The sequence below is a fragment of the Chitinophaga oryziterrae genome (genome assembly GCF_009758125.1).
In the GTDB taxonomy this organism is placed as follows: domain Bacteria; phylum Bacteroidota; class Bacteroidia; order Chitinophagales; family Chitinophagaceae; genus Chitinophaga; species Chitinophaga oryziterrae.
The window spans coordinates 100573-124247 of the sequence record NZ_WRXO01000008.1; the positions used below are offsets into that span (position 1 = coordinate 100573).

General features: G+C 43.6%; 20 protein-coding genes. 11 read left to right on the forward strand and 9 right to left on the reverse strand.

Annotated elements, in window-relative coordinates; translation table 11 throughout:
- Positions 1-11 precede the first annotated feature (11 nt).
- From GO495_RS23400 to GO495_RS23415, 4 genes are all read right to left on the reverse strand, one after another.
- Entirely contained in the window at positions 12-1445 is a 1434-nt protein-coding gene (locus GO495_RS23400) for a TolC family protein (RefSeq protein ID WP_157302304.1), read from the reverse strand.
- On the reverse strand, positions 1438-4605 hold the full coding sequence (locus GO495_RS23405) for an efflux RND transporter permease subunit (protein WP_157302306.1): 3168 nt from the start codon (positions 4603-4605) through the stop codon (positions 1438-1440). Before GO495_RS23405 ends, GO495_RS23400 begins: the two co-directional genes overlap by 8 nt.
- Before the next feature lie 27 nt (positions 4606-4632).
- Positions 4633-5715: an efflux RND transporter periplasmic adaptor subunit gene (locus GO495_RS23410; RefSeq protein WP_157302308.1), complete on the reverse strand. Its 1083-nt coding sequence runs from the start codon at positions 5713-5715 to the stop codon at positions 4633-4635.
- 163 nt (positions 5716-5878) lie between these two features.
- On the reverse strand, positions 5879-6265 hold the full coding sequence (locus GO495_RS23415) for a hypothetical protein (RefSeq protein WP_157302310.1): 387 nt from the start codon (positions 6263-6265) through the stop codon (positions 5879-5881).
- 225 nt (positions 6266-6490) lie between these two features.
- On the opposite strand from GO495_RS23415, the gene GO495_RS23420 reads away from it, so the two are divergent.
- The 10 genes from GO495_RS23420 to GO495_RS23465 all read left to right on the forward strand — a co-directional run bounded on the left by GO495_RS23420 (position 6491) and on the right by GO495_RS23465 (position 15656).
- Positions 6491-7828, forward strand: coding sequence for a Gfo/Idh/MocA family protein (locus tag GO495_RS23420; RefSeq protein WP_157302312.1), 1338 nt, complete (start codon positions 6491-6493; stop codon positions 7826-7828).
- A 44-nt stretch (positions 7829-7872) separates the two neighbouring features.
- Positions 7873-8334, forward strand: a complete 462-nt coding sequence (locus GO495_RS23425; protein ID WP_240915308.1) for a RidA family protein — start codon at positions 7873-7875, stop codon at positions 8332-8334.
- 29 nt (positions 8335-8363) lie between these two features.
- Positions 8364-9161, forward strand: coding sequence for a HipA family kinase (locus GO495_RS23430; protein ID WP_157302314.1), 798 nt, complete (start codon positions 8364-8366; stop codon positions 9159-9161).
- On the forward strand, positions 9139-9519 hold the full coding sequence (locus GO495_RS23435; RefSeq protein WP_157302316.1) for a DUF3037 domain-containing protein: 381 nt from the start codon (positions 9139-9141) through the stop codon (positions 9517-9519). The genes GO495_RS23430 and GO495_RS23435 overlap by 23 nt, the downstream gene beginning before the upstream one ends.
- Positions 9520-9529: 10 nt before the next feature.
- A complete protein-coding gene (locus GO495_RS23440; RefSeq protein ID WP_157302318.1) occupies positions 9530-10213 on the forward strand; it encodes a response regulator transcription factor in 684 nt (227 codons plus the stop codon).
- 6 nt (positions 10214-10219) lie between these two features.
- Complete coding sequence (locus GO495_RS23445; protein WP_157302320.1) at positions 10220-11491, forward strand: sensor histidine kinase; 1272 nt, start codon at positions 10220-10222, stop codon at positions 11489-11491.
- Positions 11492-11499: 8 nt separating this feature from the next.
- The gene (locus GO495_RS23450; RefSeq protein ID WP_157302322.1) at positions 11500-12186 is read left to right on the forward strand and encodes a VIT1/CCC1 transporter family protein; all 687 of its coding nucleotides are present in this window, start codon (positions 11500-11502) and stop codon (positions 12184-12186) included.
- Positions 12187-12269: 83 nt separating this feature from the next.
- The gene (locus tag GO495_RS23455; protein ID WP_157302324.1) at positions 12270-13673 is read left to right on the forward strand and encodes an ATP-binding protein; all 1404 of its coding nucleotides are present in this window, start codon (positions 12270-12272) and stop codon (positions 13671-13673) included.
- A gap of 24 nt (positions 13674-13697) precedes the next feature.
- Entirely contained in the window at positions 13698-15380 is a 1683-nt protein-coding gene (locus tag GO495_RS23460) for an NAD(P)/FAD-dependent oxidoreductase (protein WP_240915309.1), read from the forward strand.
- Between the two features lie 6 nt (positions 15381-15386).
- Positions 15387-15656 carry a UBP-type zinc finger domain-containing protein gene (locus tag GO495_RS23465; RefSeq protein ID WP_157302326.1) on the forward strand — a complete coding sequence of 90 codons (270 nt, stop codon included), beginning with the start codon at positions 15387-15389 and terminating at the stop codon, positions 15654-15656.
- Positions 15657-15687: 31 nt separating this feature from the next.
- On the opposite strand, the gene GO495_RS23470 is transcribed toward GO495_RS23465, so the two are convergent.
- Positions 15688-16956, reverse strand: a complete 1269-nt coding sequence (locus tag GO495_RS23470) for an acetyl-CoA C-acetyltransferase (RefSeq protein ID WP_157302328.1) — start codon at positions 16954-16956, stop codon at positions 15688-15690.
- A gap of 86 nt (positions 16957-17042) precedes the next feature.
- Between GO495_RS23470 and GO495_RS23475 the strand changes: the two genes are divergently transcribed.
- Complete coding sequence (locus GO495_RS23475) at positions 17043-19199, forward strand: M48 family metallopeptidase (RefSeq protein WP_157302330.1); 2157 nt, start codon at positions 17043-17045, stop codon at positions 19197-19199.
- A gap of 104 nt (positions 19200-19303) precedes the next feature.
- Here GO495_RS23475 and GO495_RS23480 read toward each other — a convergent pair whose 3' ends face one another.
- The 4 genes from GO495_RS23480 to GO495_RS23495 form a co-directional block, all read right to left on the reverse strand.
- The gene (locus GO495_RS23480; RefSeq protein ID WP_205691313.1) at positions 19304-20293 is read right to left on the reverse strand and encodes a YncE family protein; all 990 of its coding nucleotides are present in this window, start codon (positions 20291-20293) and stop codon (positions 19304-19306) included.
- A gap of 59 nt (positions 20294-20352) precedes the next feature.
- Positions 20353-20607: an alpha-N-acetylglucosaminidase C-terminal domain-containing protein gene (locus GO495_RS23485; protein WP_157302332.1), complete on the reverse strand. Its 255-nt coding sequence runs from the start codon at positions 20605-20607 to the stop codon at positions 20353-20355.
- 6 nt (positions 20608-20613) lie between these two features.
- Positions 20614-21966, reverse strand: coding sequence for a glycoside hydrolase family 27 protein (locus GO495_RS23490; protein ID WP_157302334.1), 1353 nt, complete (start codon positions 21964-21966; stop codon positions 20614-20616).
- Positions 21967-22065: 99 nt separating this feature from the next.
- Positions 22066-23670, reverse strand: coding sequence for a RagB/SusD family nutrient uptake outer membrane protein (locus GO495_RS23495; RefSeq protein WP_157302336.1), 1605 nt, complete (start codon positions 23668-23670; stop codon positions 22066-22068).
- Between the last annotated feature and the right edge of the window lie 5 nt (positions 23671-23675).

Sequence of the window (23675 nt, forward strand, 5' to 3'; positions counted from 1 at the left end):
GTAAGATCATTTTACTTCCAACCGCCTCCCAGATTCCTGTAGATATTAACTACCGCATTCATCTGTTGCTTTTTGGTTTCTATCAGTTCCAGTTTAGCTTCCAATGCATCTCTTTGCGTCATCAGGACTTCAAAATAATCAGCTCTTGCGGACTTGAACAAATCATTTGAGATGTCTATTGACTTCGTCAGCGCATCTACTTGTTTCGATTTCAGATCATAACTCTTTTCGAGGTTACCGATATTCGAAAGCTGTGTAGACACTTCAAAGTATGCATTCAGAATGGTACGCTGATAGTTATACAAAGCCTGTAATTGTCTTGCACTGGCGCTGCTAAACTCCGCCTTGATCGCATTCCTGTTAATCAATGGCCCTGCAAGATCTCCAGCCAGGGAGTAAAGCAAAGACTCTGGGAACTTCACCAGGTAGGACGGCTTAAATGCCTGGAGCCCTGCCGCTGCTGAAATACCGAATGAAGGATAAAATTCCGCCCTGGCAATTTTTACGTCCAGTTTCGCAGCTGTTAATTCCAGTTCAGCCTTCTTAATATCCGGGCGATTAGCCAGTAATTGCGAAGGAATACCGGAATTGACTACCGCCGGCAACAGATCCAACATGTTGCTTTTATCCCTGGCTATCGCCTGTGGATAACGGCCTAACAAAAAGTTGATCTTATTTTCCGTTTCTGTTATGTTTTGCAGAATTTCAAACTCCAGACTCTGAGACTTCAATACTTCAGCCTCAAATTTCTTAACAGCCAGTTCTGTTGCCCTGGCAGCCTCTTTCTGAACTTTTACTATTTCCAGCGCACTCTTTTGCAGTTCGATGTTTTGTCTTACAATCAACAATTGGTTATCATAAGACAGCAATTCGTAATAAGAATTAGCCACCTCTGCAACCAGGTTGGTCACTACAAAATTCTTGCCTTCAACCGTTGATAAATACCTGGTAATGGCAGCTTTTTTGGCGTTATGCAGCTTTTTCCAGATATCCACTTCCCAGTTCGCATAAGCAGCAATGGTATAATCCATCAACGGGTCCGGCATCTCTTTACCCGGTTCGATTTCCGTAGTGGCGTCACCAGCACCCTGACTGGTATATCTGCCTACCTTTTCAACACCTGCTCCTGCCCTTACACCAACTGATGGAAGTAATGCACCCTGCCTTACACGGATATCATTCCTTGCTATTTCAATTTCCTGCAAGGTCATCATCAACTCCTGGTTGTTTTTCAGCGCAGTATCGATCAGGCTCACCAGGTTCTGGTCTGTAAAAAACTTTCTCCACTCAATATTTGAAATATTGGTCGTATCCCCATTATTGTTATAAGTGCCGGGAACTGGCTTATTTTCATCCGAAGATGTGATCGCCGGGACCTTGCAGCTCGCTACGACCAGGCAAACACTCAGCAGCCCAATGCACTGATTTATTCTGAACTTATACATTATGATCAATTTCTTCGGTTAAAGGATTCTCTTCTTCATCTTTAACAAGAAGATGACTTTCTGCAATTTTGCCGAATATGTAGTACAATCCCGGGATGACCAGTACGCCGAAAATGGTCCCGAAAAGCATACCTCCGGCAGCAGCAGTACCGATTGTTCTGTTACCAATTTTACCCGGGCCTGAAGCAAAAACCAATGGGATCAAACCCGCAATAAATGCAAATGAAGTCATCAGGATAGGACGGAACCTCACCTTGGAACCTTCCATAGCAGCTGTCAATACGGATGCTCCTCCCCTATGTCTCTGAACAGCAAACTCCACGATCAGTACGGCATTCTTACCTAACAGACCGATGAGCATTACCATTGCCACCTGTGCATAAATGTTATTCTCCAACCCTAATAATTTCAGCAACAGGAATGCGCCGAAAATACCAGCTGGTAATGAAAGTATTACCGCCATCGGCAGCACGAAACTTTCATATTGTGCAGACAGGATCAGGTATACGAAACCAAGACAGATAAGGAAGATATAAATGGCCTGATTACCCTGCCCCACTTCATCTTTGGAGATACCGGCCCAATCTATCCCATATCCTCTTGGCAAGGTTTTCTTTGCCACTTCTTCGATCACCTTAATGGCCTCACCACTACTATATCCGGGGGCTGACGAACCACTTATTTCCGATGCATTGGCCATGTTATGCCTGGTGATCTCTGATAACCCATATACCTTTTCCATTTTCATGAAAGCAGAGAAAGGGACCATCTCATCGCGGTCATTCTTCACATACAGCTTCAGGATGTCTTCAGGTAATGCCCTGTACTCCGGCGACGCCTGTATTATCACCTTGTACTGGCGATCGTATTTAATGAAGCTGATCTCGTAGTTACTACCTACAAGAGTGGAAAGCGTGTTCATGGCATTGTCGATAGACACGCCTTTTTGCTGGGCAATGTCATTATCAACTCTCAGCATATACTGAGGGAAACTGGCGCTATAAAAACTGAATACAGATGCTAGTTCTTTACGTTTAGTCAGTTCCGCCACAAAATCCTTGCTTACCGTTTCCATCTTTTTGTAATCACCGGAACCTAATTTATCCAGTAAACGCAATTCGAAACCACCCGCAGCTCCATACCCCGGCACCGCAGGTGGCATGAAGAATTCAATGGTAGCACCTCCTATGTCTTTGGATTTCTCTTCCAGTTCATGGATTATTTCCTGCACAGAATGCTTACGGTCTTCCCAGCTTTTCAGATTGATCAGACATGTACCAGAATTCGAGCCGGTACCTTCTGTCAGGATCTCATAACCAGCCAGAGAAGAAACGGATTGTACTCCTTCAATACTCTGAGCCAGTTTCTGCACTCTTTCAGCTACATCATTTGTTCTCTCCAGGGATGATCCCGGAGGAGTCTGGATGATAGCATAGAACATTCCCTGATCTTCATTGGGAATAAAACCTGAAGGCAGATTGTTATTCAGGAAATATGTTCCGGCGCAGAAAGCGAGCAGCATGATAAAGGTGATCGCTCTTCTGTTGACGATAACACCCAGCACTTTCTGGTATCTCCCTGTAAGGCGGTTGAACGAGTTGTTAAAACCACCCAGGAATTTATCCAGTATATTTTTCTTCTTTTGTTGTCCATGATTATTTTTCAGGATCATGGCGCAAAGCGCCGGGGTAAGGGTCAATGCTACCACACCTGAAAGCACAATGGCCGTTGCCATGGTGATGGAGAACTGTCTGTAGAATATACCCACCGGGCCAGACATAAATGCCACCGGAATAAATACCGCTGTCATTAAGAAGGTGATCGCGATAATAGCTCCGCTGATCTCATGCATTGCTTTCTTGGTAGCTTTCAGCGGAGAAAGATGTTCTTCTTCCATCTTGGCGTGCACCGCCTCAATTACCACAATGGCATCATCCACCACCACACCGATTGCCAGCACCAATGCGAACAGGGTGATAAGGTTCAGTGTAATGCCGAAGAACTGCATGAACAAAAACGTTCCGATAAGGGATACCGGTACCGCCATTGCAGGGATCAGGGTAGAACGCCAGTCGCCCAGGAACAGGAATACCACCAGTCCCACCAGGATGAAGGCTTCCACGAGGGTATGAATTACCTTTTCAATAGAGGCATCCAGGAACTTGGAAACGTCATAGCTGATTTCATAATCCATTCCTTTAGGGAAAGAATTTGCCTTGATCTCTGCCATTTTAGCCTTTACATCCTTGATTACCTGGCTGGCATTACTTCCGTACGATTGTTTCAGTACAATTGCAGCTGAAGGTTTACCATTCAGGTTGGAGTAAATATCGTACATGGAGCTTCCGAATTCCACATTTGCAACATCTTTCAGACGCAGCAATTCACCATCTGCACTGGCTCTCAAAACGATATTTTCGTATCCTTCTTTAGTGCTGAACCTACCGGGATATTTCAATACGTATTCAAATGTCTGGGACCTTTTACCGGAACTTTCACCGGTTTTACCTGGTGAAGCTTCCAGGCTCTGTTCATCCAGTGCTTTCATCACTTCATCCGCAGAGATCTTATAAGCCAGCATACGATCGGGTTTCAGCCAGATCCTCATGGCATATTCCCTGTTCCCAAGGATATCTGCAAATCCAACACCATCCACTCTTTTCAGTTCCGACAACACGTTAATATCCGCGAAGTTGAAGAGGAATTTCTCATCTGACTTTGGGTCCGTACTGTAAAGGTTAATGTACATGAGCATGTTAGATTCCTCACGGGTGATCTTTACACCTTCACGTACTACTAACGGCGGCAGTTTATTAACCACTGACGCCACCCTGTTCTGCACATTCAATGATGCCTGGTTAGGATCTGTTCCCAGGTTGAATACTACCTGTATGCTGGCCTCACCATCATTACCTGCATCTGAGGCCATATATTTCATTCCCGGAATACCATTGATGGCTCTTTCCAGCGGAATAACCACTGCTTTGATCATTAACTCCCCGTTGGCACCGGGATATTCTGCAGTCACATTCACCTTTGGCGGTGATATGGAAGGAAACTGCGTTACCGGTAATGAAGTCATAGCCAGGATCCCCAGGAAGACGATGATCAGCGATATGACTATTGACAGTACCGGCCTCTGTATAAATTTATTAAACATTGAACTACGCTATTAGAGATTAAACTACTATTCCGCTTTTAATCGCAGATGGGAAATAACTTCCTGAGGTACCTGGTATTCATAGTTGATCTTATCATCATCTTTTACCTTCTGAACACCCTCTAACAGGATCTTATCAGTTTCGGTAATACCACTTTCAACCACGTACAGATCAGGCATACGACCACTGATGGTAATATTCCTTGATTTTACAACGTTGTTTTTGTCAACCACAAAAACATAGATCTTATCCTGAATTTCGTAAGTCGTTTTCTGTGGGATGACCAATGCATTACTAAGCGGAACGGTCATTAAGACCTTACCGGTTTCACCATGTTTCAACAGCTTATCAGGATTCGGGAATCTTGCCCTGAAGGCAATATTTCCTGTTTCATGATCGAACTCACTTTCAATAGTTTCCACATCGCCTTTATATTTCAGGGGGGTGTTGTTTGCTAAAAGCAGGCCTACCTTAGTGTTTCCGCGATCTTTTGTATTGGTTTCGTAGTCCAGGTATTCCGGCTCAGACACATTGAAATAAGCGAACATCTGGCTGTTATCTGAAAGGCTGGTCAGTAAAGCGCCTTCATCGATAAGACTTCCCAATTTCAAGGGGATACGGTCAACAGTACCGTCAAATGGTGCCCTGATCTCTGTGAATGACAGGTGGAGTTTAGCCAGCGCCATTTCGGCTTTTGCCTGGTCCAGTTTGGCCTGCGCCATCGCCTGCTCATTTTTTGAGATCACATTTTTATCCACCAGGGTTTTAGCGTTCTGCAGTTCTATTTCTGCACCTTCGGCTTCAGCCTGTGCTTTCACAAGTTCCGCTTCATATATTTTAGGCATGATCCTGAACAACAGCTGACCAGCTTTCACAAACTGGCCTTCATCAACATAAATGTTTTGCAGGTAGCCTTTTTCCTGGGCCCTGATTTCGATGTTCCTTACAGATTTTATCTGCGAAACATACTCCTTCGTAAAGGAAGTATCAACTCGTAAAGGACTTGTAGCGGTGTATTTGCTGGCTTCTTCCTTTTCTTCTTTTTTAGGTTTACAGCCTGTCTGGTACAACAGAATAGACAAGCCTGTGAACATGACAATTCTCTTCATGATATTAAATGGATATTGAACGTTTGAATGGTTGGAAGTCAGAGATTCCTTTGAATATAATAAAGGATCAGTCGCCAGGGTGAGACCTGAACTGTCATGCAGGAGGATGTAACATCTACCGGGTATACATGATCGCACATAGGTAACTGATGCATTTTATTGATCAGATCCTTAAAACTTGTTGCGTAATGTATTTATAAGATGAAAGACAGCCAAAGTTAAGAGGGGCTTTAGCGTAGTCATGGAGATATTGTAAAATAACAGGATGGGAGTTGATCAATTGGGCATTGAACAACAATCTGTACTTTCTGGCAAAGAAACTATCTGTTTCGTCATCTTCAGCATCTTCACCGATGAGATATTCATCTTCATCATCCGGCATAGTATCCTGGATTAATGAATAGTCCTGATTGGCAAGTTTAACTTTTACCAGTTGCGTTCCTTCAGTATGGTGAGCTGAAGTGTTGCTTTGATGGGTATCTGTATATGCATAATTATACCCCTTTAGCAGAAGGACGCATAGGCATACTAAAAATACAGTTAGTCTCATTTGGAAGCCGAAAATAATAAAAGTTTGAGAGCCGGAGAAAAATTTCATAGGCGCTGACACTAAAAAAAAAGATTCAGTTTTCAATTCTTATCGACAGGCTTTCATATTGTTACTTATCCTTATTTTTTGTTACGTATATGACAAAAGAACGGGGTTTTCATTCATCATAAATTATGTAACCCCCATATTTATTTTTCTATATTCATCCAATATTTAAACTCCGTTATGAAAAGAAGAGACTTTATTAAAACAGGTAGCGTTGCTGGCTTAGGAGCAGGATTGACCATCCTCAACTTCCCGGTCTTCGGGAAAAATGCTCCCAGCAATAAGCTGATACTGGGAGTAATGGGTGTTAACTCCAGGGGAAACTGGCTGGCACAGTGTGCGGCAAAGCTACCGGGCGCCGAAATAGGCTATATCTGCGATGTTGAAGACTCCGCCATTGCAAAAGGATTGAAAGCCGTAGCAGGCGCTCAGGATCGCAAACCTACCGTCATAAAAGACATACGCAAATTGCTGGAACGTTCTGATTTTGATGCGCTCTTTGTAGCGACACCGGACCATTGGCATGCCCCGGCGGCAATTATGGCCACAGCAGCCGGCAAACATGTATATGTAGAGAAGCCCTGTGCCCATAACCCGGCAGAAGGGGAACTGCTGCTTGCTGCTGCCAAAAAATATAGCCGGCACGTGCAGATGGGCAGTCAGCGCCGTTCCTGGCCTAATATGCAACAGGCAATAAAAGAGGTGAAAGAACAACATGTATTAGGCAAAGTATATTATGGAAAAAGCTGGTATGTGAATAACCGTCAGCCTATAGGTGCGGGTAAAAAAATAGCGGTACCGGGTACGCTGGACTGGGATCTATGGCAGGGACCGGCTCCACGTCGTGATTATCTGGATAATATTGTGCATTACAACTGGCATTGGCGCTGGCATTGGGGCACTTCAGAAACATGTAATAACGGAACGCATGAGCTGGATTGCTTACGCTGGTTCATGAATGTGGAGTACCCCACTAAAGTGACTTCTGCTGGCGGTCGTTATGCTTATTCAGGAGATGATTGGGAAACACCGGATACGCAGACCCTGAACTTTGAATTTGAAGGAGGGAAAGCGATTTCCTGGGAAGGGAGGAGCTGCAGTCCGTTCAGTCTTGAAGGCAGTGACCGTGGATTTGTGCTTTACGGAGAAAATGGCAGTTTGTATAATACCGGTGGTGACAGCTATAAGATCACGGACCTCAAAGGGAAGGTGGTAAAAGAAGTGAAACAGGCAACGAATACCGGTCAGAGTGTGACCAATACAGTGAGTCCGGCCGGGGAATATTATGACGCCATACATATTAATAACTTCCTGGAAAGCATACGAGGTAATGCTACGCTTAATGCAGAGATAAATATTGGCTACCGCAGTGCGCTGCTTCCTTTATTGGGCAATATTGCCCAGCGTACCGGCAGAATATTACATACAGATCCTTCCAGCGGACATATCCTGCATGATGAGGAAGCTATGAAACTGTGGAGAAGGGAGTACGAAAAGGGTTGGGAACCGAAGGTATAAAAGGGTTATAAAATTCATTAAATTCCTTGCTTAAATCCATTAAAATGAAACCCGTTTTATTATTAGTTGCTCTCTGTATGGCCCTACAAGGCTTTTCCCAGACTACTGTAGAATTAGTAAACCCTCCTGCCCTGGCTACTCCCAAAGGGTATTCCCATGCCGCGGTGATTGATCTGGGCACGGCTAAAATGATTATTATGTCTGGTCAGGTAGGGCTGGATAAACAAGGGACCCTGATAGGCAAAGATGATCTTGAAAAACAAACGGAGCAGGTTTTCAGGAATATTAAAAGTATTGTTGAAGCCAATGGCGGAACGATGGAGAATATTGTAAAGCTGGGGTATTTCATTACTGATGTATCGAAGATATCTGTTGTACGCTCTGTGAGGGACCAGTTTATTAATACACAGCATCCGCCGGCGAGTACATTGGTAGAGGTTAGTAAACTGTTCAGAGATGATGTAATGATTGAAATAGAAGCGACTGCGGTTATTCCTGTGAAATAGCGGAAATTTGGTTAATTTCCGACTTACTTATGGATAATAATAAGCCCGAACTCAGAACCGTCAATGTGATACGATATGTCACACCATTGCGCGAAGGAGGCTCATTACCTGCTATTGCAGAAGCAGATGATGGGTTTCTGTACGTACTTAAATTCCGTGGCGCCGGACAAGGCGTAAAAGCGCTGGTAGCAGAATTAATAGGGGGCGAGATAGCCCGTACCCTTGGAATAAAAATGCCGGAACTGGTATTTGCCAACCTCGATGAAGCCTTTGGCAGAACAGAACCGGATGAAGAAATACAGGACCTGCTGAAGGCAAGCGTAGGCCTTAACCTGGCCTTGCATTACCTGTCCGGGGCCATCACTTTTGACCCTACTGTTAATAAGGTACCCTCTAAAGTGGCCTCACAGATCGTATGGCTTGATTGCCTGCTCACCAACGTAGACCGTACTGCCCGTAATACCAATATGCTGGTATGGCACCAGGAGTTATGGCTGATAGATCATGGCGCTTCTCTTTATTTTCATCATTCCTGGCAAAACTGGGAAGAACAGGCTAAACGTCCGTTCCTACATGTAAAGGACCATGTGCTGCTGCCCCAGGCATCTGAACTGGAAGAAGTGGATGCGGCGTTCCGCGCTATCCTTACTCCGGAAAAGATAAAGGCGATTGTCTCCGTAGTGCCGGACGCATGGCTGGCTTCAGGATCAGAAGAAGAAACTGCGGAAGAACGCAGACAGGTATATGCGCAATTTTTAACGTTAAGAATCGCTAGCTCAGAAATCTTTGTAAAAGAAGCACAAAATGCAAGAAAATCACTTATTTGAGTATGCCGTTATTCGGGTTATGCCACGGGTTGAACGGGAAGAATTCCTCAATATCGGTGTCATTCTTTATTGTAAACAACAAAGGTTTCTACAGGCGATCTATACACTGGATGAACAAAGGCTTTCTGCTTTTTGCGGTTCTTTAGATATAGCTGTACTAAAAGAATATCTCCATGCATTTGATCAGATCTGCATAGGGAATAAAACAGGAACTATTGCCCGCCTGGACATGGCCTCCCGTTTCCGCTGGCTCACAGCTACACGCAGCACGATATTACAGACATCCAAAGTACATCCGGGATTTACCAGTAATCCACAGGCGACACTTATCAGGCTGCATGAGCAATTAGTATTGTAAAATCTTATACATGAAAATCTTAATCATAGAAGATGAAAAAGAACTGTCGGATAGTATCTGTACTTATCTGAACAATGAAAACTTCATTTGCGAAGCAGCATACGATTTCAATACTGCCAGCGAAAAGATTCATCTTTATGATTATGCCTGCATCATACTGGATATCACTATCCCTCATGGAAATGGTCTTGATATCCTCAAAGAATTAAAAACATCCAATAAATCAGAAGGGATACTTATCATCAGCGCTAAAAACTCTCTGGATGATAAAGTACACGGGCTTAACCTGGGTGCAGATGATTATCTCACAAAACCTTTTCATCTCCCTGAATTAGGCGCCCGGGTATCTGCCATTATACGAAGGAAATCCTTTGAAGGAAAGACTATTATCAAGTTAGATTGCCTTACGCTTAATATTCAGAATAAAACATTGACCGGCACAAAAGGCGTCCTCGTTGATCTTACCAGAAAAGAATATGAACTACTGGTATACTTCTTCGCCAATAAAAACCGTGTCATCACCAAAGAAGCCATCGTAGAGCATTTATGGGGAGATGATATTGATATGGCCGGCAGTTATGATTTCATTTATACCCATATCAAAAACCTGCGTAAGAAACTGATGCAGGCAGGATGCCCCGATTATATTAAAGCCGTGTATGGCATGGGTTATAAGTTCACCATTAATCAATAAATCAATATGAAACTATTTACCAAATACAACCGTATTAACCTGTTTGTAATGGTAATTGTTTTCCTGTTATCCAGTTGCGCGTATTACATTGTACTGAGTTACGTATTGCTGAATGAATCAGACAGAGATCTGACTGTGATTAAAGGTAAACTCGAAGAATATGTAGCGGAATATCATCAGCTTCCTACCAACAGACAGATAGATGATGAGCAGATCATTTATACACCTACATCTTTCCCGGGAACAGGGTCTCATATACAATTCAGCAAGCTGTACGATCCTGAAGAGAAAAAGAAGGCGACCTTCCGGGTGCTTACTTTTTTTATCCTGGCAGGAGAAAAAAATTATGAGGTCACTATCATCAAACCAACAGAAGCTACCATAAGACTTTTACGCACGATCGTTATACTTACCATCGCGACTATCTTCATCATCAGCATCTCTTCCCTGCTTATCAACCGTCTTGTACTACATAAATTATGGCAGCCATTTTACAGGACGATAGATATTATGCGGAATTTCAAGTTAGGTACGAAGGAGCGGCTTACACTGCCTGAAACAGATATTGAGGAGTTCTCTTTTATGAATATGAGTCTTCAGCATGTAGCCAGGAAAGCAGATGATGAATACCTGGTGCTGAAAGAATTTACGGAGAATGCTTCTCATGAAATACAAACGCCGCTGGCAATCATCCGTTCTAAACTCGACCTGCTGATACAGGATGAGAACCTGTCTGAAACGCAGAGCAAGACATTACAGAGCGCGTATATGGGGATTAAGAAGATTTCCCGTTTGAACCAGTCTTTATTGCTGCTGACCAAAATAGATAACTACCAGTTTACGAATGTTCAGGTAATAGATATTAAAGAGAATATAGAAGAAAAGATTGCCCAGTTCCAGGAGCTATGGCAGAATAATCAGATAGAAGTGATTAAAACACTGGCCCCGGCTACCATCAATGCCAATCCTGAACTGATAGAGATCCTGCTGAATAATTTACTGAGCAATGCTACGAAGCATAATATGACGGGGGGATCTATCGGCATTACTTTGAAAGAAAACAGTCTGGAGATTTGTAATACCGGTCCGGCCCACGCCCTTGACCAGTCGCGGTTATTCCAGCGCTTTTATAAAGAGGTCCCACACAGTAACCACAATGGCCTCGGGCTATCCATTATCAAGCAGATTTGCGAGGTATCAGGGATTACACCTCAGTATTCATTTAAAGAGAATAAACACTTCTTTCTCCTTAGCTGGACCTCTGGAAAAATATTATAAATTTGAATATGCAGCATACAGAACAACATCTTAAAAGCTCTGACTTTATTACGGACATGGTCATAGGTATGAGTGACGGGCTGACCGTCCCCTTTGCGCTGGCGGCAGGGCTTAGTAGCGCAGTAAGCAGTAACAATATCATTATCACCGCTGGTATCGCCGAAATAGTAGCCGGCTGTATTGCCATGGGCTTGGGCGGCTTTTTAGCCGGGAGAACAGAACTGGAACATTACCAGAGTGAGCTGAAAAGGGAATATGATGAGGTGGAAAAAGTGCCCGCCAAGGAAATGGAAGAGGTGAAGGAAGTCTTTGCCGAATATGGGCTTAGTACGGAAGCCCAGGACCTGATAGCCAATGAACTGGCGAAAGATAAAACCAAGTGGGTGAATTTTATGATGAAGTTTGAGCTTGGACTGGAACCCCCTAATCCTAACCGGGCCGTTCAGAGCGCCCTTACCATTGGAGCATCTTATTTTGTGGGAGGCCTGCTTCCCCTTTCCGGTTATATTTTCACATCTACTCCTCTGCAGGGACTGGCAGTGTCCGCTATTCTTACGATTATCTGTCTTTTTGTATTTGGATTCTTCAAGAGTAAAGTAACAGGACAACCGCCCATTCAGGGCGCATTAAAAGTAACGATGATAGGTTTACTGGCCGCAGGCGCGGCTTTTGGTATAGCTAAAGTAGTAGCATAAGACAATGTAAATATCATGTATTAGGATGTACATATTATCGGTTGCCCCGGCTGTTAGTGAGATAATAAGTAACTTTAATTGACATGAATAATATTACAACTGAATGGCTGCAATCTGTAGAAGTACTACAGGATGTTCCCATAGACCAGCTTCAATGGCTGATAGACCAGAGTGAGCAACTCACCATACCAGCAGGTGGTTTTTTATTCAAAAACGGAGACCCATTAGTATCTACACAATTTATTGTATCCGGCGTGGTGCGATTGTGCCGGATCATGAATGACAATAAGGCCTACGAGGTTGCCCGTTTTGATGACAAATACATTATCGGTTACCTGCCCTTTTCAAGAGGACTCGTCTCGGCTCTTAACTGCGAGGCAGTTGTAGACACTGTCATCATGAGTTTTCCCATTGGGAAAATGAATGAACTAATCCGTAATTATTTTGAACTGACACAGGCGCTGGTGCATGTGATGACCAACAGGGTACGTAACTATGCCGCTATTGTACAGCAGAATGAAAAGATGGTAGCGCTGGGTAAACTCTCTGCCGGTCTGGCACATGAGCTTAATAATCCCGCAGCAGCTGTCGTGCGTGGGGCCGTGACCTTAAAAAAACACCTGCACTTATTACCGCAATCATTTAAGGATATCATTTCGATAAGGATGAGTCCTGAAGATGTAGATATCGTGAATGAGAGAATGTTTGCAGTATTGAACCGGGCAGATAAACCGGTGTTATCTTTATTAGAGAGATCTGACAAAGAAGATGAACTGACGGACTGGATGGATAATCACGGGATAGCGAATAGCGTGGAGCTGGCGGAGAATCTTGTTGATTTTGGGTTTACAGTGAGCGATCTGGAGTCTTTTAAGGAACATATACCTACTGTCCATCTCTCTGCCATCTTTATGTGGATCAATAATAACCTTGTGACTGAAAAGATGGTGACTGATATTGAAGAGGCCTCCAGCCGTATCGCACACCTGGTAGGCTCTATCAAAACATTCACCCATATGGACCAGGGGCTGGAGAAGCAACTGACAGATATCCATAGCGGTATCAACAATACACTGACCATCCTTCAATATAAGATCCGTAAAGGGAATGTTGAACTGGTAGAGCGTTTTGACAAGGACCTGCCGCAGATAATGGCCTTTGTCGGGGAATTGAACCAGATATGGACAAACCTGATCGACAATGCGCTGGACGCTATGGAGCCTAATCAAAAAGGTATCTTAGAAATATATACGTTGAGAGAGGGGGATTATATACAGGTTTGTATCATTGATAATGGCCCGGGAATTCCTGAGGCTGTTATGTCGAAGATCTTTGATCCTTTCTTCACTACTAAAGAAGTAGGAAAAGGAACCGGACTGGGACTGGATATTGTGAGCCAGATCATTCGTCATCACCGTGGCAACATCAACGTTAGCTCAGAACCAGGGCGTACGGCTTTTGTAGTTCACCTTCCGGTCAATGGATAATTTGCATATTTAAACTGGTATTATATGCCAACAGATAAAACGATGAATTTACCTATCATTCTTTGCATCGACGACGATGCGCAAGTACTACGTGCTTTAGTCCGGGACCTTAAAAGTAAATACCGCGATCAATATAAAATAATCAGTACCGCTGATGTGAAAGAGGCTTTGAACAGTTTACTGGAGTTAAAAAATAAAGGCGAGACAATTGCCATGTTCATCACAGATCAGCGTATGCCAGGTGTAGAAGGCGTGGCTTTCCTGGAGAAGGCGATATCATTTTATCCGGAGGCCAAACGTGTGCTACTGACAGCTTATTCAGATACAGATGCTGCTATTAAAGCGATCAACAAGGTGCAACTGGATTATTACCTGGTGAAACCCTGGGACCCACCGGAAGAGAAGCTGTACCCGGTTATCAGCGGACTGCTTGAAGACTGGCAAACTGAGTATCATTCCGATTTTAAAGGAATTAAAGTAGTAGGACAGCAATATTCCAGAACGTCTCATACCATCAAGGAATTTCTGGCCGGGAATCTTATTCCTTATAAATGGCTGGATATACAGACGGCAGATGAAGCCACCCGTTTGCTTACACTGAATAATCTCAGCCATGATAATCTACCTGTTATCTTTTTTGAGGATGGCAGTTATCTGATTAATCCCACTATTATAGAGATTGCCCAAAAGGTGGGATTGAATCCGCAGGTGAAACATGACGTGTATGATGTGGTGATCATTGGTGGAGGTCCTGCCGGTCTTGCAGCGGGAGTGTACGGCGCTTCTGAAGGACTGAAGACATTACTGATAGAAAGACGTGCACCAGGCGGGCAGGCAGGTACCAGCTCGCGTATAGAGAACTACCTGGGCTTTCCTACAGGATTGAGTGGTGCTGAGTTGACGCGTCGTGCGGTGACCCAGGCAGCGAGATTAGGAACGGAGTTGATTACGCCACAGTCGGTGAAGGATATCCGGCAGAAGGATGGTTATAATAAGATCATCCTGGAAGATGATACTGTCATTAACACACGTAGTGTGATTATCACTACCGGTGTTGATTACCGTACTTTAGATACAAAGGGGGTGGCTGATTTTACAGGAGCGGGAATTTATTATGGGGCTGCTATGACAGAAGCTACGGCTTGCAGGGATAAGGAAGTGTATGTTGTAGGTGGAGGTAATTCTGCTGGTCAGGCAGCAATGTATTTGTCGAAGTTTGCCCGGAATGTATATATACTGATCCGTAAAGATGATCTTAGCAGTACGATGTCTGCTTATCTTATTGAACAGATAAAAGGCGTACCTAATATTATTTTACGTCCGAAGACGGAGATCGCGGAAGCCAAAGGGTCTGATAAATTAGAGCAGTTGACGCTGATGAATATTGAAACTTCTGAGACGACGACGGTGCAGGCGGATGCCTTATACATCTTTATAGGGGCGAAACCTTTTACAGACTGGATTGCGCTGGATATTATCAAAGACGAGAAAGGGTTTATTGAAACGGGTCGTGAGTTGAAAGGTTATGAGAACTTTACCAGGATCTGGAAAGAGAACCGTGATCCTTATCTGCTGGAGACCAGTTGTCCGGGCATTTTTGCAGCCGGAGATGTGCGTGCGCGTGCGATGAACAGGGTGGCGGCAGCCGTGGGCGAAGGATCAATGGCTATTAGTTTTGTACATAAATATCTTGCTGAAGTAAAATAATTAAACATGGAACCAGATATCTGTCAACACCTGCAAGCGATCCATACGCTAAAAGTTGAGCATGAGCATGTATGTGAGGAATGTATAAAGACAGGCGATGAGTGGTTACACCTTCGTACCTGTCAGACCTGTGGGGTAACTTTATGCTGTAATGATTCCCCGAATCAGCATATGCAGAAACATTATCACAAGACGAAACATCCTGTTATTTCATCAGCAGAGCCGGGAGAGAGATGGTTGTGGTGTAATGTGGATGAGATCATGGTAGAATATTAATTTTATAAAGAGGCTCCTCAGAGCCTCTTTATTATTTTTCAAGTATTACGGTAGCTCCTTGTCCGCCTGCGGCACAAACAGAGATAAACCCTCTGCCACTCCCCTTCTCATGCAGTAATTTGGCCATAACAGCCAGTATACGTCCGCCGGTGGCCGCGAAAGGATGTCCTCCTGCGAGGCTGCTGCCGTTTACGTTTAGTTTGGCTTTGTCTATGCTGCCAAGGGCATGATCAATACCGAAGGTTTTCATTAGTTCCGGGCTTTTCCATATTTTAAGAATGGCCAGTACCTGTGCGGCAAAAGCTTCATGAATTTCGTAGAAATCAAAGTCCTGTAGCGTCAGTCCTGCTTTTGTGAGCATACGGTCAGCAGCATATACAGGTGATAATAAGAGGTTTTGTTTGTGCTCGATGTATTCTATGGCCGCGACTTCTGCATATGTGAGATAGGCCAGGATGGGCAGGTTATGTGCTTTTGCCCAGTCTTCACTGGCCAGCAGTATACAGGAAGCCCCATCTGTTAAAGGGGATGAATTGCCGGCGGTGAGTGTACCATTTACTTTATCGAAGGCAGGTTTCAGCTTTGCCAGTTTCTCCAGGCTGGTATCTCTTCTTAAATTATTATCCTTCCCCAGGCTAAGGAAAGGCGTTATCATATCATTAAAAAAGCCGTTATCATAAGCTTTTGCCATTTTCTGGTGGCTTTCTAATGAGTACTGGTCCTGCGCTTCTCTTGAGATATTGTAGTATTTAGCAGTGATCTCTGTATGTCCCCCCATAGATAAACCAGTCCTTGGTTCTATGTTCATGGGCGCTACAGGTGTGAGGTCTTTCAGCCGGATCTTTGAGAACTGCTTTAGTCTTGCGCCAAAGGTCTTTGCTCTTCTGGCGGATAGAAGGATCTTTCTGAGTTTTTCTCCCAGCACTAAAGGGACGTTGCTGGCAGAGTCTACGCCACCGGCAATACCGGAATCTATCTGCCCAAGGGCTATTTTATTAGCGATGTATATCGCCGCTTCTATACCCGTGTTACAGGCCTGCTGAATATCGCAGGCGGCAGTGTTCGGGTCCAGGGAAGTACTCATCACACATTCCCGTAACAGGTTGATTTCCCAACTGTGTTTGATGACAGCACCACCGGCTACTTCGCCTAACAATTGCCCATGCAGGTGATAACGCTCTATTAAGCCGTCGAGGGCTGCTGTCATCATATCTTTATTACCAGCCTCTGTGTAGGCAGTGTTGTTCCGGGCAAAAGGGATGCGGTTATAACCTACGATTGCAACTTTACGTGGAATCATATAATTAGTTTAATGGTTATTCCAAAGTTCTCTTTATTTTGTCAAATGAATAAGATTGTTTTTGTTCTGGAATATTCGGCCTTCCTATGATAAAAAATGTGTTGTTTTGGTTTAAACCGGGACGTGCTGCAGGGTTTAAAAAGGTGATAACTGCTGTTTTTCTTTTCTTTGTTGTTTATGCGGTATTACTGATAACAGTTGCTCTTCTTGCTACAGCCATTTGTTATACCGGTCTCCGGATTATTATAACTACACCCGAATTCCTTGTTATTGCTGCAGGTGCCGGGCTCGTTGCCTTCGGTTGTTTAGTGTTGTTTCTCCTTATAAAATTCCTGTTTACACCCTGGCAGCATGACAAGGTTATTTATGCTGTTATAACCAGTGCGGCTTTGGCGCTTGTTGCCGTTTCCGGTTCTTCAGGTATCTGGATTATTATGGCCAGGCCTGCAATGGTGGCTATTGTGGTGGGCGCAGCGTTGATAGCCTCTGATGGGTTGGTACTGTTCTTTTTAATCAGATACTTGTTCAGGGTAGCTGAAAATATTAACCCTGGCAGGCTAGAAATTACGGAAGAGCAGCATTCTCAGTTGTTTGCGTTTATCCGGCAGCTGACAACCGATGTTGGTATGCCATTTCCTAAGAAGGTTTTTGTCTCTCCTGAAGTAAATGTCAGTGTGTTTTATAACGTTGGTCTATGGAGTATTTTCCTGCCTGTATCCGGTAATCTTGAAATCGGGCTGGGGCTTGTGAACAGTATTAATATCGCTGAGTTTAAGGCGATTTTGGCTTGTGAGTTCGGGTATTTTAGCCGGAGAAGTACAAAACGTTTTATATACCAGGCTAACTATCTCATTTATAACTTGCTCTATGATAATCGCAGGGATGCTAAATTTATGCAGTCCCGGGCAAAGATGCGGGATGTATTTGCATTCTTTGCTTTGCCTGCAGGTAAGATTGGTAAGGGCATTTTACTGATCTTAAAGAAGGTTTATAAGATTATCAGTAAAAACTATCAGACGATAAGCCATGAGGTTTCGTTTCATGCTGATGCGATTGCGGCGGGCGTTGCCGGGAGGAATAATCTGGTAACTGCGCTCAACAGGATAGCTGTTGCCGGTGGTTGTTATACCATCGCTCTTAATGCGGCCAGTACATTTATGAAAGAGAAGAAGGTAACGCGTAATATTTTCAGCAACCAGCTGACGGTATTACGTTCGGGATTTGTTCACCCTCTTTCAGGGTCAAGGATCAATTATAAAAATCAGTGGGCCTGTTATCCCACATTAAAAGAAAGAATACAACGTCTTGAATCTGCTGTTCCTGAAGAGTTCCCTGATAATGATATAAGCACCTGGGACTTGTTTAGTAATCCAAAAACTTTGCAGGAAACCTTAACAGCTAATCTTTACAGGGAAATAAAACAGGAACCCAGTTTTCAGTTTTATGAGGAAAATGAGTTTGATACCTGGTATCTGGCAAATCCATATAAAATGCCTGCCGTTTATAAAGGATTCTATAATCGACGTTATATTGATCTTATCAACTGGGACTTAGAAGCATTGGCTGCGCAACCTGTACATGTGCAGCCCGGAGCATTGTTCAATGAAGAAAACGGGCAGTTACCCTCTTTTATCTCGCGTAATGAAAAGGATATTGCTACTTTAAAAGCAATTAAAGAAAAACATGTTCGTGCTGAATCATTTGATTTCGAAGGAACTAAGTATGAGCGGAGTAATTGTGATGAGATCATAGCGAAAATGGAAGAAGAGATTGTGTTGATTAAAGAAAAGCTGTTACAGACAGATAAACAGGCCTTTTCTTTTTTTTATCAGCAGAATAATAGTGTGATGGTATTATATCAGCAGTATCAGGCTATTCAACGGCAACAAATTGTTTTCACTGAAACAGCCGGTCAGGTTATACAATTAATAAACTCATTTTATACCAGTACCCTTACATCTGAAGAAGTGAAATCTACCTTAGGTAAAATTGCAGCACATGAATTAGTAATAAAGAAAGTGATGCGATCTATAATAGACGAAAACATTATTACTTCGGGATCACCTTTATACAAGCAGATCAGTAATTATATCAATACGCAGTATCTATATTTTAGTGATAAAGGAAAGCATGATGAGGAATTGTATGCATTGAGTGAAATGCTTACCGGCAAGAGTCCCTTATTGGAAGAGATACAGCATAAGTATTATAGAAAGATGATCGAAGGTCAGTTATCAAAATAAAACAGGCTGTCTCAAATTATGAGATAGCCTGTTTTATTTTGATAACCGAGATAGTCATACAGACTATCCCCATACGCTTTATTTATTAGGATACAGGTCCTTCTTTACTTCTCAGGGCCGTAAACGTATACGCCAAAAGTGCCCGGTTTAATTTGTTTATCCTGTAATTCAGCTCCGCTGATAAAAATGTTATGAGAAGCTTTACTATACACCAGTGTTCTTAACCCCGGATGTGTTTGTAAAGTCTGTACGACTTCGTAATGATCCGCATCTTTCTGATGGATAAAAGTAGCATTTCCTTCTCCGTTGGAAGTAACAATCAGTTGCTTTGCCTTGTCATACACAACAGCATCTACCCTTCCTCCGATAGGCAGTTCTGCAACGATCTTACCATTTGCCGCATCCAACACCAGCAGATTTTTAGTATCACTGCAAACAGTGAATAACCTGTTGTTAGTTTTATCTATGGCAATTCCGGTAGGCGCTCCCCCTTTCTTTAAAGCATAACGCCTGATTACCTTGCCAGCTTTGGTATCAATCACAACTACTTCATTCTTATCTTCCAGGTTATTATATATCAGTCCTTTCTCATCGGAAACTGCGAACTCCGGACTTCCTCCCAGTTGAATAGTACCTGATTCTGTATCTGTCTTTACATCGATAACAACTGCATTCTGGCTGTTCCCACAGAAGGCATATACCTTGCCGGAGAATTTATCATACATGATGCAGTCCGGTTTTTTACCACTGAGAGGGATCGTTTTGAGGACTTTAAAGGTAGTATAATCAAAAACGGTCACTGAGTTAGCTGTACCGTTAGAGATATATCCCTTATTCTCTTCCTTTACCAATGCAATGCCATGTACGCCACTTAAATTGCCGATCTCTGCCAGTGGCTTACCGGTTGTGAGGGATATCACATGTACCCTGTCAAAGTGAGAAACGAACAAACGATTATTGTCATCGTCCATCTTCAGATAGTCCCACTTACCATCACCGGGTAAATTGATCTTTTCTACCAAATGATAGGTTTGCTGTGTATAACCTGCAAAACCTGTTAGCAGTGCGATTATCAGGAATGTTATTAGTTTCATCTGATAAATTTAACCGGCAATTCTGTAATCATTCTGAAGTTTATCCTTTCAGGAATAGTTTATTTCTGTACAGGAAATAAAGAAATGTCATTTGTATAATGATCACCGCTATGCTGCCAGCGGGTCTTATAGAAGTCATGTAACAAGCCATTCCATTGCCGGTTGGAATATTCATGTAATGCTGCGGCCTGTTGTGGCACTACTCTTTTTATCAGTGCTAAAGAAGCCTCTTTATTCAGTTGTGCAACGGTAGGAAGCTGCATGGATATTATCATTACGCAGATCATGCGCAACAATTTATTGCATATTTTCATGATGGTTTATTTCTTGCTCAACCGGAACAAGGCTGTTCCATGCGGATTGATCTTCTGTTTAAAACTATTCCTGGCAACACCTGCCGACGTTTGCTGCCATAGGTCTTTTACCTGCCAGCTGCCTTTTATACCCAGTGCGGAGAAGTCTACTGATATATCCTGTGGCTCATCTCCCAGGTTAAAGAATGCGATGTTCCAGTCACCGGTAGCAGGCATCTGAGATACCCATACAACAGCGTTTTCCCTACGGTATAACTGCCGGCTGTTAATACCGTGCTGGTCCACGTCCAGCACATTTTTATTGGTCAGTAGCTGTTTTACAAAGTCTGTATTCTCCGGCATATTCCCGCCCATCATCAGCGGAGAATTAAACATACACCATAAGGTCATATGTGTACGTTGTTCATCTTCTGTCAATCTTGAAAACCTTTCCTGTAATACCGGTCCGCGTTTGGAGACTTTCCCGAATTGCAGCATGTCTGCATCCGGCCAGTAACCGGGGGCTCCTATGCCCATCCATTCCGCACAATGATCAAATTGTTGTTTTAACTGTTTCCAGTTATCCCAGAAATCCCCTGAGATACGGGATAAGTTTGAATTCTCTTTTATACTGGCCAGTTCTTTCTTCAGGTTTTTAGGAGAAAGACTGAGTACGATAGGCCGGCCTGATTGTTTTATCGCTTTGTGAATAGCTTCTGCTTCCGCCTGGTGATATACCTGATCTTCCGCATCAGCCGTCATATCGTCCATCTTAATATAATCCACGCCCCATGAGGCATACAATGTTATCAGAGAATTATAATATGCCTGCGCATCTTTTAATCCGTACATATGGTTCAGCCAGGGACAGATAGAATTCTGATCCGCAATGTCTGCCGCATGAGCATCCGTACCTAATATCTTTGTGTTCGCCCATACTGCCTGACGCGGTATTCCCCTCATAATATGGATCCCGAATTTTAATCCGAGAGAATGTACGTAATCCGCTAAAGGTTTGAATCCCTGTCCATCTTTTGAAGAAGGGAACTTCCCGGGATCGGGCAATAGTCGACCATATTCATCCATGCTGCACCAGGGTACATACGCCCCGTCTTCCAGTCTGAACTGTGGTGCGTTAGATACCTTTGCTCCGGGTGGGTGAGGATAATACCAGCAATAATCCACTATGATATATTGCCAGCCATATGGTTTGAGATACTTTGCCATGTAATCGGCATTCGCTTTCACTTCATCTTCATGCACAGCACCACCAAAGCTGTTATAACTATTCCATCCCATTGGGGGTGTAGCGGCTATTTCCTGTCCAACAGACACTTTATTGATAAAAAGCAACAATAGAATGATACGAGAGACCTTCATGATTATCTTATTTTATATTCATAACGAGGGCGGGGCTGACCAGTTGTCAGCCCCAATGCCCCGATAAGATATAAAAAAACAAATGCAAAATGAACTATTTTAATAGCCGGGGTTTTGATCCAGCTTAGGATTCAATGCTCTGGCAAAAGTGGGTATAGGATAGATGCGGTGGTTTAGATCTGCATCCGTTTTATATCCCCAGGAGCCTTCAAACTTACCGAAGCGGATCATATCATTCCTGTGCCAGCTTTCATATACCAATTCACGATTTCTTTCTGCATACAGATCGTCCAGCGTTACAGCGGTTAAAGCTGTCGTATTACGGATAGTTCTTACATCATTGGTAAGGGAGAGCGCTGTTTGACCGTTGGTCGCAGCGGCCCCACGCAGAATAGCTTCGGCCTTCATGAGAAGGATATCTGCATACCGGAAAATCGGGAAGTCATTATCCTGGTTACGGGAAGTAGAGGTACTGTCCGGATAGAATTTAATACAACGGTATCCTTCTGCCCAGCTCTTTTCATCATTACCGGCATCAAAGTTCTTCACATCGGTAAGCACGATATCCGGGGTAAGGTTCAACTCGTAGTTATATGCGGCTGTTGGATCACTACCGGAGTAGCTGGCATCATAACCTACATTGGTCGTGGAGATCACAATAGGATTCCCGCTGTAATCATACTGTTTGCCCCTTAAAAAGAGATCATTTCGTACATCGCCCGTCTGATTAAAGTAACTGTAATATTCCGGCATTATACTTACAGCACCACTGGGTGTATAAGGCAGGTGATATTTGGCTTTCATGGCTCTGTGCAGATAATACCGCGCAAAGAACTGTCCGGTTGTCTGGCCACTGCTTGTTGCCGCATTTGTATTAGGTACTGCAAAGATGAACTCCTTACCACCACCGGTATTGGGGCCGTTATTGATAGCGAACATAGCTTTGTAGTTACTTTCCAGCCCGAACTTACCGGAACTGATAATACTATCGCACATTCTCACAGCATCAGCATACCGGTCGGTACCGGTATAGACTACTGAGTTCAGATACATTTTAGCCAGTAATGCAAATGCAGTATACTTTGTTGGCCGGCCGTAGGTACTGGTACCTACCGTTGTACTGAGACTCGGCAATGCGGCCAGCACCTCTTTCTCAATGAAGGCAAATACATCTGCACGTTTGGTAGTGCCGGGCTGTGTGGTATCTCCAAAAGCAGTAGTCACCGGAACATTACCAAAGTTGTCCATCATAAAATAATAAGACAGTGCACGCATAGTCTTTACTTCTCCAACGATCTGCGGATCAGGTGTTGCTGCAGAAGAGGCAAGGATAGACAGCACCAGGTTAGAGGTACTGATAGTAGAGGTCAGCAATGTCCATCCGGCGCCCACATTACCATTATCAGCATTCCAGGTATGCAGATGCATCTGCTGGTACTTAGAACCATCAAGCCAGTTACCCCCTCTTGCAGGTAATATGCTTTCATCGGTACTTAATGATTGCATGAACCAGAATTCCCTGGTAAGGTTAGCATTGGCAAAAGCAGTATACACCGGACCGGATGCCAGAATAGCCTGCGCTTGTGTTAGTGGAAAGTTCTCAGGATTCAGTTTACTCTCCACAGGCATATCGAGCTTATGACAGGCGCTTAAACAACCTGCCACCAGAAATGTGAATAATATATGTTGAAGAAGCTTATTCATAACTA